This is a genomic window from Burkholderia sp. RF4-BP95 (genome assembly GCF_001521985.1).
GTDB classification, from domain to species: Bacteria; Pseudomonadota; Gammaproteobacteria; order Burkholderiales; family Burkholderiaceae; genus Burkholderia; species Burkholderia diffusa.
Map to the genome: position 1 here is coordinate 1 of NZ_LOSX01000028.1, position 15,223 is coordinate 15,223.

Annotated in this window: 10 protein-coding genes; 8 read left to right on the plus strand and 2 right to left on the minus strand. The window is 66.9% G+C overall.

What is annotated here, in order from left to right; genetic code table 11:
• Positions 1-75: 75 nt before the first annotated feature.
• Both WS46_RS12280 and WS46_RS33780 read right to left on the minus strand, forming a co-directional pair.
• Complete coding sequence (locus WS46_RS12280; RefSeq protein WP_059690686.1) at positions 76-2,811, minus strand: type VI secretion system Vgr family protein; 2,736 nt, start codon at positions 2,809-2,811, stop codon at positions 76-78.
• 17 nt (positions 2,812-2,828) lie between these two features.
• The gene (locus tag WS46_RS33780; protein WP_082725317.1) at positions 2,829-3,080 is read right to left on the minus strand and encodes a PAAR domain-containing protein; all 252 of its coding nucleotides are present in this window, start codon (positions 3,078-3,080) and stop codon (positions 2,829-2,831) included.
• Positions 3,081-3,338: 258 nt separating this feature from the next.
• On the opposite strand from WS46_RS33780, the gene WS46_RS12285 reads away from it, so the two are divergent.
• The 8 genes from WS46_RS12285 (at position 3,339) to WS46_RS12320 (ending at position 15,051) form a co-directional block, all read left to right on the plus strand.
• The gene (locus WS46_RS12285; protein WP_059690698.1) at positions 3,339-4,343 is read left to right on the plus strand and encodes an ABC transporter substrate-binding protein; all 1,005 of its coding nucleotides are present in this window, start codon (positions 3,339-3,341) and stop codon (positions 4,341-4,343) included.
• 121 nt (positions 4,344-4,464) lie between these two features.
• Complete coding sequence (locus WS46_RS12290; protein ID WP_059531344.1) at positions 4,465-5,262, plus strand: ABC transporter ATP-binding protein; 798 nt, start codon at positions 4,465-4,467, stop codon at positions 5,260-5,262.
• 24 nt (positions 5,263-5,286) lie between these two features.
• Positions 5,287-6,144, plus strand: a complete 858-nt coding sequence (locus WS46_RS12295; RefSeq protein ID WP_107938093.1) for an ABC transporter permease — start codon at positions 5,287-5,289, stop codon at positions 6,142-6,144.
• Between the two features lie 73 nt (positions 6,145-6,217).
• Entirely contained in the window at positions 6,218-7,585 is a 1,368-nt protein-coding gene (locus WS46_RS12300; RefSeq protein ID WP_059690687.1) for a sensor histidine kinase, read from the plus strand.
• A 12-nt stretch (positions 7,586-7,597) separates the two neighbouring features.
• Entirely contained in the window at positions 7,598-8,275 is a 678-nt protein-coding gene (locus tag WS46_RS12305) for a response regulator (RefSeq protein ID WP_059531350.1), read from the plus strand.
• Between the two features lie 255 nt (positions 8,276-8,530).
• Complete coding sequence (locus WS46_RS12310; protein WP_059690688.1) at positions 8,531-9,661, plus strand: porin; 1,131 nt, start codon at positions 8,531-8,533, stop codon at positions 9,659-9,661.
• A gap of 348 nt (positions 9,662-10,009) precedes the next feature.
• Complete coding sequence (locus WS46_RS12315) at positions 10,010-12,016, plus strand: site-specific DNA-methyltransferase (RefSeq protein WP_257127693.1); 2,007 nt, start codon at positions 10,010-10,012, stop codon at positions 12,014-12,016.
• A complete protein-coding gene (locus tag WS46_RS12320) occupies positions 12,016-15,051 on the plus strand; it encodes a type III restriction-modification system endonuclease (RefSeq protein WP_059690689.1) in 3,036 nt (1,011 codons plus the stop codon). Before WS46_RS12315 ends, WS46_RS12320 begins: the two co-directional genes overlap by 1 nt.
• Positions 15,052-15,223: the final 172 nt, after the last annotated feature.

Consider the following 15,223-nt stretch of genomic DNA (forward strand, 5'->3'; position numbering starts at 1 on the left):
GGATTGGCCATGTTGTTCTTGGTGTTGTTCTGCGTATTCGAAATCGGGCGTCAGACGCGGCGACGGCGGCTCAGATCAGGCCACGCCTTCGGGCTGCCATCGGGGTGGTCTGAGATAGCTGGACATGACCCACGAGTCATGCGAATCGCGTTCGTATGTCACCTGGGCCGCACCCGGGGCCAAACCACTCACGACCGCTCGGCCCGACGCATCAAGCGTGCCGCTATGCTTGGTACCCAGGCTGTCGGTGACCGTGAAGGTGCTTTTCTCGACCGGCGCATCCGTCACGTAATGGCGCAACACTTCGAGCTGGCCCGGCCCGGACTTCGGGAATGGCGGGAAGCCCCCACCGGTCCCCTGCGGTCCGTCCGTCTGATGGCTGCCCGCATGGATCGTGTGCGCGCCTGCCGTGCGCACCGTGTAGCCTTCGTCGCTGATGCGCACTTGGGTGCTGCCGGCGTGCAGTACGATTTCCTTGGCCGCGTGGAGCTGGATGCTGTCCGCGGTACTCATCACGCGAATCGACTGCCTGGCTTTCAGGTCGATGCCGTCGGCCTGCGCTTCGATGCGTACCTTCCCGGCGGCCGCGACCAGCGCCATCCCCGCCTTGTGCACGAATAGCGAGAACGCGTTCGACACGCTCGCGAACAACGATTGCCCCACTGCGAGCGCCACGTGACGGCCGCTCGTCACGGCAACGTCCTCGTTGCTCGCCACGTGAGCGTTACGCTCGGCCGCCACGCTGACGCCTGCCGCGCTCGCCAGCACCAGATCCGGTTCCTTCAACTCCGGGAAGTCGTTCTCGCCCGCCGGCACATCGCCCCGAATCGCATCGTTGCGCGCCTTGATCGCCTTCGCGACTTCGCTCTGATCCGCGCCGAGCTGCTGCGCCTCGTGCTGCTGCGCGAGACCAGACAGGCTCTCCTGCAGCTCACGCGCTCGCGTTAATCGTCCCAACCCCGCCTTGACTTCCTTCGCCTGGCCGGCACCGTTCGGCTGGCCGTCGGTCGAGACGACTAGCCCCATCAGCGCGCGCACCACGCCCCAGTAATCGGTACGCAGATCGAAGCCCTTTCCGCGCGCGTCTGCCCTGCCCGTCTTCCGCACGATGCGCCGGAGGTTGCCCAGGGCCAGCACCGAGCTGCCGGCATCGCTCGCAATCTGCGTCTGGATTTGCCCCTGCGTATCGTCGATCGCGACATGGCCGGATGCCGTGCCATGGAACTCGCGACCGCGCAGCACCGCGACCGCCTGGTTCGCCGGCTGGTCCAGCGCCGGTTGCCGGAAAGCGTTCACCAGGCTGCCTGCGATCACCGGCAGGTCCGGATCGCCGTAGTAGTGCATCACCGCCACTTCGTGGCCGATCCGAGGCAGGAGCGTCGCCCCCATGTCGCCGCCCTGCCACGGCGACAGCACGCGCAGCCAGATGCCCGCGTGCTCGTCCAATTTGCCTTGGCGGTCCCACTTGAACTGGACTTTTACCCGACCATAGCGGTCGGTCCAGACTTCTTGTCCGGCCGGACCTACGACGATTGCCTTTTCGGGCCCGCTCAGGCGCGGTTTCTGGACACTACGTTCGAGCCGGAAGGGCTCATTCGCGGGCAGCAACTCGAACTGCGCTTCGCACCGATACGCTTGCCCCGCGCCCGAGCGATCCCCGACATCCTCGATATCGAGCCGGCACGACACCACCAAATATTCGCGATTCGCCGCCTGCTGCGAGTAGCCAGTCAATGTGAAGGTGCGGCCGACCGTCAACCCGCGGAGATTACCCCGACCGTTGGCGCGCAATCCCGCGCAGCGCCTCGCTTCGAGTTGTACGCGCGCGAGGTGCCGTGCCTCCTGCTCGGTGTGGTTGGCTTCTCCCGTGAGGCCGGATGAGCCCGCCAGCGGCTGGCTGTAGTCTCCCCAGTCGTAGATCTCGCCATCCGCGCACGTGGTCTCGCTCTGGCTCTCCTCGGTGACGGTGAGATTCGCGCGCGGCCGCGTGTAGTCGTAATCCACTACCGTCACGCTGCCTGACGTCAGCCGGCTCGTCACCGACAGCGCATGGATGTGTTCCTCATCGATTCGCTTGCCGTCCGGCGACAGGTAGCGCACCGTCTCATACGCCGCGCCGTGCGAATGGTGGCCACCCACCGTATCGCACAGCACGAGCCGCTGGTGGCCACCGTCATGGTCGATCCACCACCAGATGCCCCATTCCTCCCACAGCCGCTGCAGGAAGGCCCAGTCGGTCTCGAACGCCTGGCGCTGCACGTCGCGCTTCGGGTAGAGGCCGTGGAACGCGCCGGCCAGACGTTTGTCGACCGGGTACGGGTACTTCGCAAGCACCGCGTCCGTGATCTCGACCACGCTCATGTCCTGGAAGATCCGGCTGTCCTGGGTGAGCGTCGCGCGATACAGCCAGGGCCGCAGTTCGAGTTCGTACAGGATCGAATGGCGGTCCGCGCCGGCGACCCGCGCCTCGGTAACCAGTGCCGTGATCTCGCGTATGCCCGCGCCGATGTTGCCGAGCCCCGCATTGCCCGCGAGACCGGAAACAAATTGCCCCTTGCCCTCGAGCTGGATCGAGACGGTCACTTCCGTGCCGACTATCCGATCCAGATCCAGATTGGCGGTGACGCTCGGCGAGAACGCGTATGCATCGTCGGTACGCAGCGTGACGAGATAGCGGCATGCGTCGATGCGACCGATCGCTTCGGTGCCTTGCAGGCGCACCGGAGCAAACACCGGCAAACCGTCAACGCCATAGGTCGGCAGCGCCGCACCGGAAATCGCCAGCGTGCGGGCTTGATTGAGTGTTGTCATTGACAATCTCCCGTCGTTCACGCGCCGATTACGGTGGCGCCGCAACCGGTCTTGTCGCCGAGATAACCCACGCGTCGACCCCGATGCGTGCGCGGGCCGCTCGCCAATAGCGGGAAAACGCCACCACACTTCGGGCAGATCACGCCGTGGCCGTCCAGCGATACGGCAATCCCACGGTGCTTCAATTCGTCGGTTGCTTCGACAACCTTGCCACCGTGGTCGGTCACGTCACCAAGACGAACCATGTCGCGGCCCAGTGCATCTCGCATGACAACGCGCCTCGTAAGAGAAATGAAATATTTCTCTTCTACCCAACTTCAAAACGACACGCAATTTTTGAGATGAAGTCACGTGCTGCGGCCACAAACTCCGGCGCCTCCGAGTCCCCTCGCTGTCATAGGTTGCTGGAAAACCCCTAAAGGAATCGCCGGACCGCGAAAGGTAGCGGAAGGTTTCGCCTCCCTATACTCGTCAGGACGATGCAGCAAGCATCGCGCCAAACGAATACAACGAAGGAGACGACCCCGATGCGACCCATCCTGCGCACCCTCGCCGTTGCAGCCAGCCTGAGCTGCGCGCTCGCCGCTCACCCCGCCTTCGCCGACGACGGCGGCAAGGTCACGATCATGGTCGGCGGGATCGCCAAGCTGATCTACCTGCCCGCGCGGCTCACGCAGGAGCTCGGCTACTTCAAGGCGGAAGGGCTCGACGTCGAACTGCTGTCGCAGCCGGCCGGCGTCGATGCCGAGAACGAGCTGCTGGCGGGCGCCGTGCAGGGCGTCGTCGGCTTCTACGACCATACGATCGACCTGCAGAGCAAAGGCAAGGAAGTGAAGGCGATCGCCGTGTTCGGCCAGGTGCCGGGCGAGGTCGAGATGGTGTCGACCAAGGCCGCCCCCACCTTCAAGTCGATGGCCGACGCGAAAGGCAAGACGCTCGGCGTGACGGGCCTCGGCTCGTCGACGAGCTTCCTCACGCAATACCTCGCGCTGCAGCACGGGGTGACGTCGACGCAGTACACGATGCTGCCGGTCGGCGCCGACGCGAGCTTCATCGCCGCGATCAAGCAGGGCCGCATCGACGCCGGCATGACGACCGAGCCGACGGTGTCCGCGCTCGAGAAGATGGGCGACGCGAAGGTGCTGGTCGACCTGCGCACGCTGGAAGGCACGCGCGCCGCGCTCGGCGGCACCTATCCGGCCGCGAGCCTGTACGTGCAGTCGGCGTGGGCCGATTCGCACAAGGCCGAAGCGACCAAGCTCGCGCACGCGTTCGCGAAGACGATGCAGTTCATCCACACGCACAGCGCGGAGGAAATCGCCGCGAAGATGCCGGCCGACTACCAGAAGGACAAGGCGCTGTATGTGTCGGCGCTGAAGGCGTCGCTGCCGATGTACACGGCCGACGCGAAGATGCCGGCCGACGGCCCGGCAACTGTGTTGAAGGTGCTGTCGGCGTTCAACCCGTCGGTGAAGGGCAAGCACATCGACCTGGCGCGCACCTACACCAACGATTTCGTGAACGCGAAGTAATCGAGAGCGATACAGGCGCCGGCGGCGGCGATCCCGCCGCCGCGCGTTCCCCGTTCCGGCCCGGTTGACCGGCCCGGCGTCGCCACGATGCGGCGCCCTCCTCACCCGCAGGACGAATGCGATGAATCAGGCAGTTTCCCCGAGCACACCGGCGATCGAGTTTCGCAATGTGTCGTGCCGCTTCATTTCGCCGGAAGGCAAGGCCACCGTCGCGCTGCGCGACTTCAGCATGAACGTCGCGCGCGGCGAGTTCATCGCGATCGTCGGGCCGACCGGCTGCGGCAAGTCGACCACGCTGAACCTCATCACCGGCCTGCTCAAGCCGGCGTCGGGCGAGGTGCGCGTGATGGGCCGCCCGGTCGACGGGATCGACCCGCGCATCGGCTTCGTGTTCCAGGCCGACGCGGTATTCCCGTGGCGCAACGTAATCGACAACGTCGCGGCAGGCCCGCTGTTTCGCGGCCGCTCGAAGGACGTCGCGTACGCGCAGGCCGAGGAATGGATCCGCAAGGTCGGCCTCGACAAGTTCACGAAGCACTACCCGCATCAGCTCTCCGGCGGGATGCGCAAGCGCGTCGCGCTCGCGCAAACCTTCATCAACCAGCCGGAAATCCTGCTGATGGACGAGCCGTTCTCGGCGCTCGACATGCAGACGCGCACGCTGATGCAGGACGAGCTGCTGCAGTTGTGGTCCGCGAACAAGGGCTCGGTCGTGTTCGTCACGCACGACCTCGAGGAGGCGATCGCGCTCGCCGACCGCGTGTTCGTGCTGACCGCACGCCCCGCGACGCTCAAGCGCGTGTACGAGATCGACCTGCCGCGCCCGCGCGTCACGTCGGAGATTCGCTACGACACGCGCTTCATCGAAATTTCCAAGGACATCTGGCACGACCTGCGCGAAGAAGTGCAGATCGGCTGACAGCAGCAAGGACAGGACAGGAGCATGACCGACATGACGCTTCCCCCCACCGCCATTCCGGCAACGTCGCTCGAGGACGAGTCGCGCGCCGCTCAAACCCGGCTGCGCCGCCGCCGGCAACTGATCATCGGCCTGCGGATCGCCGTGCTCGTCGTCGTGCTGGGCGGCTGGGAACTCGCCGCGCGGCTCAAGTGGATCGATTCGTTCTTCTTCTCGCAGCCGACGCTGATCTTCGCGCAGATCCAGGACTGGTTCGTCAACGGCACGTCGCAGGGGCCGCTGCTCACGCAGGTCTGGGTGACGCTCGAGGAAACCACGATCGGCTTCCTGATCGGCTCGGTCGCCGGCGTGATCTGCGGGATCGTGCTCGGCCGCAACAAGCTGATGGCCGACGTGTTCGGCCTGTACATCCAGATCGCGAACTCGATCCCGCGCGTCGTGCTGGGCTCGGTGTTCGTGATCGCGCTCGGCCTCGGGATGGCGTCGAAGATCGCGCTGGCCGTCGTGATGGTGTTCTTCGTCGTGTTCGGCAACGCGTTCCAGGGCGTGCGCGAAGCCGACCGCTACCTGATCGCGAACGCGCAGATCCTCGGCGCGTCGCGCCGGCAGATCACCACGTCGGTCGTGATCCCGTCCGCGCTCTCGTGGATTCTCGCGAGCCTGCACGTGAGCTTCGGCTTCGCGCTGGTCGGTGCGGTCGTCGGCGAATTCCTGGGTTCCAAGCAGGGCATCGGCCTGCTAATCTCCACCGCCCAGGGCGCGTTCAACGCGAGCGGCGTGTTCGCGGCGATGATCGTGCTGGCCGTGGTCGCGCTGGCCGCCGACTATCTGCTGACCTGGCTCGAGAAGCGCCTGCTCAAGTGGCGCCCCGCCGCGTTCTGAGCAGCGCACGCATCGGATCACACGCCCGAACCGCGCCGGTTGCCCCGGCGCGGTTCGGCATTGAGGAGAAGGAATGGCGCACAGCCTGCGCGGACGGCTCTTGTGGTGGCTGCTGCTGCCGCTCGCGGTGTTCGTGCTGATCGCGGGCGCGATGTCGTACGACACCGCGCGGACCACGGCCGGGCTCGTGCAGGACAGCGCGCTCGTCGCGTCCGCGCGCACGATCGGCGAGGACGTCGAATGGCGCGACGGCTATCTCGCGGCCGACGTGCCGCCCGCCGCGCTGGAGATCTTCGAGTCGCCGTCGGCCGATTCGGTCTACTACAAGGTGATCGACAGCCGCGAGCGGCTGCTCGCCGGCAATCCGGCGCTCGCCCTGCCCGAGCGGCACGGCATCGAGCCGACGCTGTACGACACGGCGCTCGACGACGTGCCGCTGCGCGCGGTGGTCTACGACCGCCAGCTGTACAACGAGGGCAAGATCGAGACGGTCACGGTGATCGTCGCGAAAACGACGCGCTCGCACGATGCGATGGTCGCGACGATCTGGCGGCCGCAGCTCGTGCGCCTGTCGCTGATGCTGGTGCTCGCGATCGTGCTCGTCTATCTCGGCCTCACGCTCGAGCTGCGCCCGCTGATGAAGCTGAAGGACGACGTCGCCGACCGCGGGCCGATGGAGCTGGAGCCGATTCGCCCGGAGCGGCTGCAGCACGAGCTGCGGCCGATCGTCGACGCGATCAACCAGTGCATCGCGCGGCTCAATACGCACACGGCCACGCAGCGCCGCTTCATCGCCGACGCCGCGCACCAGTTGCGCACGCCGATCGCCGTGCTCGATACGCAGATCCAGTACGCGCGGCAGCGCGAGCACAACGACGGGGAACTCGCGTCGGTGCTCGACAGCATGCAGCGCAGCAGCCGCAAGATGGCCGACGTGACCGACAAGCTGCTGCTGCTCGCGCACGCGGAAGCGACGCCGTCGACGCTGCTCACGCATCGCGTCGATCTCGCCGCCGTCGTATCGAGCGTGCTGGAGGAAACGATCGTGCTCGCGCAGCAGCGCGACATCGACCTCGGCGCCGATCTCGGCGAACGGCTCGACGTCGCGGGCAGCGACAGCCTGCTGACCGCGCTGGTGATGAACCTCGTCGACAACGCGGTGCGCTATACGCAACCGGGCGGCTGCGTGACGGTCGCCGCGCGGCGCGACGGCGACGCCGTCGTGCTCGACGTGGTCGACAACGGCCCCGGCATTCCGGCCGAAGCGCGGCCGCACGTGTTCAAGCGGTTCTACCGCGTGTCGGCCGACACCGAAGGCTCGGGCCTGGGCCTCGCGATCGTCCGCGAGATCGCGCAGGCGCACGGCGGCAGCGCGTCGCTCGCACCGGGGGCCGGCAATCGCGGTATCGTCGTGACCGTGCGGCTGCCCGCATACGCCTGAAGAGAAGTCGCCATGAAACTCCTGCTGGTCGAAGACAACGCCGAACTCGCGCACTGGATCGTGAACCTGCTGCGCGGCGAGGATTTCGCGGTCGACTGCGTCGGCGACGGCGAACGCGCGGACACGGTACTGAAAACCGAACGCTACGACGCGGTGCTGCTCGACATGCGGCTGCCCGGCATCAGCGGCAAGGAAGTGCTCGCGCGATTGCGGCGCCGCAACGACAACGTGCCGGTGCTGATGCTGACCGCGCACGGCTCGGTCGACGACAAGGTCGACTGCTTCGGCGCGGGCGCCGACGACTACGTGGTCAAGCCGTTCGAATCGCGCGAACTGGTCGCGCGGATCCGCGCGCTGATCCGCCGGCAGGCCGGTGTGGGCACGACGCAGCTCGTATGCGGCGATCTCGTCTATGCGTTCGGCACGCGCGAATTCCGTTGCGGCGACGCGGTGCTCGCGCTGCGCCGCCGCGAGCATGCGATTCTCGAAACGCTGATGCTGCAGCAAAACAAGACGGTGTCGAAGGCGCGGCTGATGGACAGCGTGTTCGCCCTCGACGACGAACCGAGCGCGGATGCGATCGACATCTATATCCACCGGCTGCGCAAGCATCTCGCGGGCAGCACGGCCGAGATCATCACGCTGCGCGGGCTCGGCTACATCCTGCGCGAGAAGAACGCGCAGGACTGACGGCCCCGCCTCCGGCGTCGATTCGTAGCACGTAACGTGTCGGCAGGCGCCCGCGTCCGCCCGCCTGCCCGATTCGCGATTATTGCGCGTTCGGTGTTTTCACCGATCCGATTCTTTCCTCCGGGAAAGCGGCGTGAAGGATTTCACCCTCTACGATGCTACATGTCGGCCCCCTCGCTGTGGCCGGCAACAGCTGGCATACATTACGTACTGCCAACAAACAGATTTCAATGCGGCAGCTCGGAGGAGACGATCTTGAAACGAAAAACCCTTGCCCTTTCCATCGCGGCGGCAGGCCTGTGCGCCGGCACCCAGGCGCACGCGCAGTCGAGCGTGCAGCTCTATGGCCTGATGGACCTGAGCTTTCCGACCTACCGGACCCACGCCGACGCGAACGGCAATCATGTGATCGGCATGGGCAACGAGGGCGAACCGTGGTTCAGCGGCAGCCGCTGGGGCCTGCGAGGCGCAGAGGACATCGGCGGCGGCACGAAGATCATCTTCCGCCTCGAAAGCGAATTCGTGGTCGCGAACGGCCAGATGGAAGACGAAGGCCAGATCTTCGACCGCGACGCGTGGGTTGGCGTCGAGGACGAGCGCTTCGGTAAGCTGACGGCCGGCTTCCAGAATACGATCGCGCGCGACGCATCGGCGATCTACGGCGACGCGTACGGTTCCGCGAAGCTCACGACCGAGGAAGGCGGCTGGACCAACTCGAACAACTTCAAGCAGATGATCTTCTACGCGGCCGGCCCGACCGGCACGCGCTACAACAACGGCCTCGCGTGGAAGAAGCTGTTCAGCAACGGCATCTTCGCGAGCGCCGGCTACCAGTTCAGCAACTCGACCTCGTTCGCGACCGGCTCCGCATACCAGGTCGCGCTCGGCTACAACGGCGGGCCGTTCGCCGTGTCGGGCTTCTACAACCACGTGAACCACAACGGCTTCAGGAACCAGACGTTCTCGGTCGGCGGCGACTACTCGTTCAGCATCGTGCGCCTGAATGCCGGCTACTTCCGCTACAACGGCGACCAGGGCTCGCTCGGCCAGCGCCACGACGATTCGTGGACCGTGTCGATGAAGATCGCGCCGAAGGGCGCGCTCGACTACGAGCTCGGCTACCAGCAGATGCGCGTCAAGAACGCCGCGTACAACGCCGACGGCTTCACGCCGAACGCGAACCTCGGCGCATTCAGCCTGACCAACGGCGTCGGCAACGGCTTCAAGGAGACGATCTACGGGTCGGTGTTCTATCACCTGAGCAAGCGCACCGAACTGTACCTGGCCGGCGACTACATGAAGCTGCATGGCGGCTACAAGGTGTCGTCGACGTTCGGCGCGAAGAACCAGCTCGAACTGACCTCGGGCATCCGCACGCGCTTCTGACCCCGCGGCCGGGGCGCGCCGCGCCCCGCCGTGCCCTTCGTTCGGGATTCTCCATGCGGGCACGTCGGCGCATTGCGCCGACCGTGCCCTTTTTTTCGTCGTTTTCGGCCCGTGCTGGGCCCCCGTGACACGGCGGTCGGCCGGCGCCGCGACAACCGGCCCGAAGCCGCTTGCGGCCCGTGGGACGGGCGATCGCGGCCGATGCACGCACGATCGCCTCGCATCGGTGCTTGACCTGCGCCGACCGACTCGATAGCGTTTCGGGTTTGCCCGGGTGGCCATTGCCGCCGGTGCCGTGAGTGCGCCCGACGTCCTGGCGCACGCGGCCGGGCTCCGATGGAAAAAACGATGCAGAAACTCGATGCGGCGAGCCCGCAGGCGATGTCGACGGATTTCACCGCCGACAACGTCGCGCGCCTGAAGGCGCTGTTCCCCGAACTCGTGACCGAAGGCCCGGACGGCGCGTCGGTCGACGTCGACGTGCTGAAGGCGCTGGTCGGCGAGCGCACCGTCGGCGACGCCGACGAGCGCTACGGCTTCCACTGGCACGGCAAGCGCAGCGCGCGCCAGGCCGCGCTCACGCCGTCGACGGGCACGCTGCGTCCGTGCCCCGGCGACAGCGTCGCGTGGGACGACACGCGCCATCTCGTGATCGAGGGCGACAACCTCGACGTGATGAAGCTGCTGCACAAGAGCTACGCGGGCAAGGTGAAGCTCGTCTACATCGACCCGCCGTACAACACCGGCAGCGATTTCGTCTATCCGGACGACTTCAGCGACAGCATCCGCCACTACCTGGCGATGACGGGCCAGACCGACGGCGGCGTGAAGCGCAGCACCAACACCGAGGCGAACGGCCGGTTCCACACCGACTGGCTGAACATGATGTATCCGCGCCTGAAGCTCGCGCACGCGCTGCTGTCCGACGAAGGGCTGATCGCCGTGCACATCGACGAGCATGAAGTGCACGCGCTCGTGCTGATGCTGCGCGAGATCTTCGGCGAGGAGAACGAGCTCGGCGTCGCCGTGTGGGACAAGCGCAACCCGAAAGGCGATGCGCGCGGCGTCGCGTACCAGCACGAATCGCTCGTGCTGTTCGCGCGCAACGCCGAGACGCTGCTCGAGCAGGCGCCGCTGAAGCGCCCGAAGCGCAACGCGCAGCGCATGCTGGATGCCGCGCACGACGCGGTGTACCGCAGCGGCAACGCGAAGGACGCGCAAAAGGCCTACCGCGCGTGGATGAAGGCGCAGACCAACCTGTCGGGCGGCGAGGTGATGTACGACCGGCTGTCGGCCGACGGGCGCGTGTACCGCCTCGTGTCGATGGCGTGGCCGAACAAGAAGAAGGCGCCGGAAGAGTATTTCACGCCGCTGATCCACCCGGTCACCGGCAAGCCGTGCGCGATGCCGGCGCGCGGCTGGCGCAACCCGCCCGCGACGATGCAGGCGCTGATCGAGCGCGGCCAGATCGAATTCGGTCCGGATGAAACCACGCAGCCGCAGCGGATCTACTACCTCGACGAGAACATGTACGAGAACGTGCCGTCGGTGCTGCCGTTCGCCGGCTCCGACGACGCGCTGCTGAAGACGCTCGGCATCCCGTTCGACCAGCCGAAGCCGGTCGATTTCGCGGCGGCCGTGATCGGCTGGTGCACGCGCGGCGACGACATCGTGCTCGACTGCTTCGCCGGCTCCGGCTCGACCGGCCACGCGGTGATGCAGGTGAACGCGACCGACGGCGGCGCGCGCCGCTACATCCTCGTGCAGCTGCCCGAGGCGCTCGACCGCCGCGACAAGACGCAGCTGGCGGCCGCCGATTTCTGCGCGAAGCTGAAGAAGCCGCTCACGCTCGCGGAAATCACGAAGGAACGCCTGCGCCGCACCGCGCAGCAGGTCGCGCGCGACTATCCGGAAAGCTATGGCGATCTCGGTTTCCGCGTGTACCGGCTCGACACGACCAACGTGATCGAGTGGGACCCGCGCCGCGACGACTTCGACCACGCGCTCTTCGCGTCCGTCGAGCACGTGAAGACCGGCCGCAGCGAGGACGACCTGCTCGCCGAGCTGACGCTGAAGCTCGGCCTCGACCTGTGCACGCCGGTCGGGCATCACCAGGTCGCGGGCAAGACCGTGCACCTGATCGGCCGCTCGATCGTCGCGTGCTTCGATGCGCGCATTTCGCGCGACGACGCGGGCCCGCTCGCCGACGGCATCGTCGAGCTGCTCGACGCGACCGGCGCGACGCGCGACGTCACGTGCCTGTTCCGCGACAGCGGCTTCGTCGACGACGTCGCGAAGCTCAATCTCGCCGCGCTGCTCGAACAGCACGGCGTGAAGCGCGTGCGGAGCCTGTGATGCGGCTGCATTTCGAAGCGGATCTCGACTACCAGCGCGAGGCGATCGACGCCGTCTGCGACCTGTTTCGCGGCCAGGAATCGTATCGCGGCGACTTCAGCGTGCTCGCGAACGCCGCGCCCGGCACGACGGCCGCCGCGCAAGGCTCGCTCGGCTTCGCGGTGTCGGAGCAAGGCGTCGGCAACCGGCTGTCGCTGACCGACGACGCGCTCGCGCGCAATCTCGCCGACGTGCAGCTGCGCGGCGGGCTGCCGCCGTCCGGCTTGCCCGGCTCGCGCGACTTCACCGTCGAGATGGAGACCGGCACCGGCAAGACCTACGTGTACCTGCGCACGATCTTCGAGCTGAACCGCCGCTACGGCTTCACGAAGTTCGTGATCGTCGTGCCGTCGATCGCGATCAAGGAAGGCGTGCACAAGACGCTCTCGATCACCGAGGACCATTTCCGCGCGCTGTACGCGGGCGTGCCGTACGACTATTTCCTGTACGACTCCGCGAAGCTCGGCCAGGTGCGCCACTTCGCGGCGAGCGCGGCGATCCAGATCATGGTGATGACGGTCGCCGCGATCAACAAGAAAGAGATCAACAACCTCTACAAGGACAGCGAGAAGACCGGCGGCGAGAAGCCGATCGACCTGATCCGCGCGACGCGGCCGATCGTGATCGTCGACGAGCCGCAAAGCGTCGACGGCGGGCTCGAGGGGCGCGGGCGCGAAGCGCTCGCCGCGATGGCGCCGCTCTGCACGCTGCGCTATTCGGCGACGCACGTCGACCGCCACCACATGGTGTACCGGCTCGACGCGGTCGACGCGTACGAGCGCAAGCTCGTCAAGCAGATCGAGATCGCGTCGGCGATCGTCGAGGATGCGCACAACAAGCCGTACGTGCGGCTCGTCGGCGTGTCGAACCGGCGCGGCGCGATCAGCGCGCGCATCGAGCTCGACGTCGCGACCGCGGCCGGCGTGAAGCGCCAGATCGTGTCGGCGACCGACGGCGACGATCTCGAACGCCTGACCAGGCGCGCGCTGTACGCGGGGCTGCGAATCGGCGAGGTGCATGCGGTGAAGGGTGCCGAATACGTCGAGCTGCGCCATCCGGAAGGCGAGGCGTTCCTGTCGCTCGGCGAGGCGTTCGGCGACATCGACACGCTCGCCGTGCAGCGCGAGATGATCCGCCGCACGATCCGCGAGCATCTCGACAAGGAATTGCGTCTGGCCGAGCGCGGCGTGAAGGTGCTGTCGCTGTTCTTCGTCGATTCGGTCGAGCGCTATCGCCGCTACGACGAAAACGGGATGCCCGTGAAGGGCGACTACGCGCTGATCTTCGAAGAGGAATATGCGCGCGCGGCGCGCGTGCCGGCCTACCGTGCGCTGTTCGACGGCGTCGACGTCGCGCTCGAAGTCGAGCGCGCACATAACGGCTACTTCTCGATCGACCGCAAGGGCGGCTGGACCGACACGAGCGAAAGCAGCGCCGCGGCGCGCGAGAACGCGGAGCGCGCGTACGGCCTCATCATGCGCGAGAAGGAAGCGCTGCTGTCGTTCGACACGCCGCTGAAGTTCATCTTCTCGCATTCGGCGCTGAAGGAAGGCTGGGACAACCCGAACGTGTTCCAGATCTGCACGCTGCGCGACATCCAGACCGAACGCGAGCGTCGCCAGACGCTCGGCCGCGGGCTGCGCCTCGCGGTCGACCAGGACGGCGAACGCGTGCGCGACCCGGGCGTCAACACGCTCACCGTGATCGCGACCGAGCGCTACGAGTCGTTCGCGGAGAACCTGCAGAAGGAAATCGAGGCCGATACGGGCATTCGCTTCGGGATCGTCGAGGAGCACCAGTTCGCGGCACTGCCGCTGCAGGAAGGCGACGGGCCCGCGCACGCGCTCGGCATCGAGCTGTCACGCGTGCTGTGGACGCATCTGCATGAGCAGGGCTACGTCGACGCGCAGGGCAAGGTGCTCGACCGGCTCAAGGATGCGCTGCGCCAGAGCGCGCTCGTGCTGCCCGATGCGTTCGAGACGCTGCGCGCGCCGATCGTCGCGACGCTGCGCAAGCTGTCGGGCCGCTTCGCGGTGCGCAATGCGGACGAGCGTCGCGCGATCGCGTTGCGGCGCGATGCTTCGGGCAAGGCCGTCGTGTTCGGCGACGACTTCCGCGCGTTGTGGGACCGCATCCGCCATCGCACCGTGTACAGCGTCGAGTTCGACAACGCGAAGCTCGTGCGCGATTGCACGGCCGCGCTGCGCGACGCGCCGGACATCGCGCGCGCACGGCTGCAATGGCGCAAGGCCGAGATCGACATCGGCAAGGCCGGCATCGAGGCGATCGAGGTGGCGGGCGCCGGCACGGTGCTGATCGACGAAGGCGAGTTGCCGCTGCCCGACCTGCTCACCGAACTGCAGGACCGCACGCAGCTCACGCGCCGCTCGCTCGCGACGATCCTGGCCGACAGCGGCCGGCTCGACGATTTCCGCGTGAATCCGCAGCAGTTCATCGCGCTGGCCGCCGAGGCGATCAACCGCTGCAAGCGGCTCGCGCTGGTTGCGGGCATCGCGTACCGCAAGCTCGGCGAGCGCCACGTGCATGCGCTCGAGTCGTTCGAAAGCGAGGCGCTGACCGGCTATCTGCGCAATCTGCGGCCCGATGCGCGGAAGTCGATCCACGAGGCCGTCGTGTGCGAGACCGACGCGGAGCGTGCGTTCGCCGATGCGCTCGAAGCGCACGACGGCGTGAAGCTGTACGCGAAGCTGCCCGCGTGGTTCCGCGTGCCGACGCCGCTCGGCAGCTATCACCCGGACTGGGCGGTGCTCGCGGAGCAGGACGGCGGCGAGCGGCTGTATTTCGTCGTCGATACGCCGAATGCCGACGGCGACGTGACGAGCGAGCACGAGCGCGCGAAGCTCGTGTGCGGCGAGGCGCATTTCCGTGCGCTGGTGGACGGCGGAGAGGCCGCGCGATTCGTGCGCGTCAGGCAGGCCGATGCGTTGTTCGAGCCGGTCACAGCCGTCGCGCCGCTGGCGGGCGCGGGACGCTGAAACGAAGGGCGGCGACGAGCCGCCCTTTTTTTCGTTTCATCGATCCGGCTGCGATGAATCCGCTTGTCATACGGATGAAAGCGATTCGTATCCTCGCGGGTTCGCGCGTGTGGTTACGGCTGGTTGCAAATCGGGGTCGATGCGATCGCGGTGCGCAGCACCTCCGTTTTCT